We start from the raw sequence: 391 nt of genomic DNA on the forward strand, positions 1-391 counted from the left end.
AAGGAAAAGAGGGAAAGAAAAGAAGAGAGGAAGAGAGGGAGGGGGAGGAGGAGGAAGAAAAAGAAAGAGGAGGAGAGGGAGAGGAGGAAAAGGGAGGGGGGGGGAGAGGGGAAAGAAGAAAGGGAAAGGAGGAGGGGGGAGAGAAAAGAAGAAAAGAGAGGAAAAAAAAAAAAGAGAAAAGGAGGAGGAGGAGAAGGAAATTAAGGGAAATAAAGGTTAAAGTGAGATATAATATTGAGGATAGTTTAAAGAGGAGAGGAGGGAAGAGGGGAGAGAGGAAGAAAAGAGAGAAAAGGAAAGGAAAAGGGAGGGAAAAAAGGAAAAAAAGAGGGGAGGAAAAGAAGGGAAGAGAGGAAGAGGAGAAGAAAAGAGAAAAGAGAAAACGGCCACG

General features: G+C 44.5%; 1 protein-coding gene. It reads left to right on the forward strand.

Annotation, left to right across the window (positions count from 1 at the left end; translation table 11 throughout):
• The coding region (locus NR126_RS29170; RefSeq protein ID WP_256832502.1) for a hypothetical protein at positions 1–391 on the forward strand (391 nt) is incomplete at both ends.

The organism is Pseudomonas sp. Pse1 (assembly GCF_024519635.1).
GTDB lineage: Bacteria > Pseudomonadota > Gammaproteobacteria > Pseudomonadales > Pseudomonadaceae > Aquipseudomonas.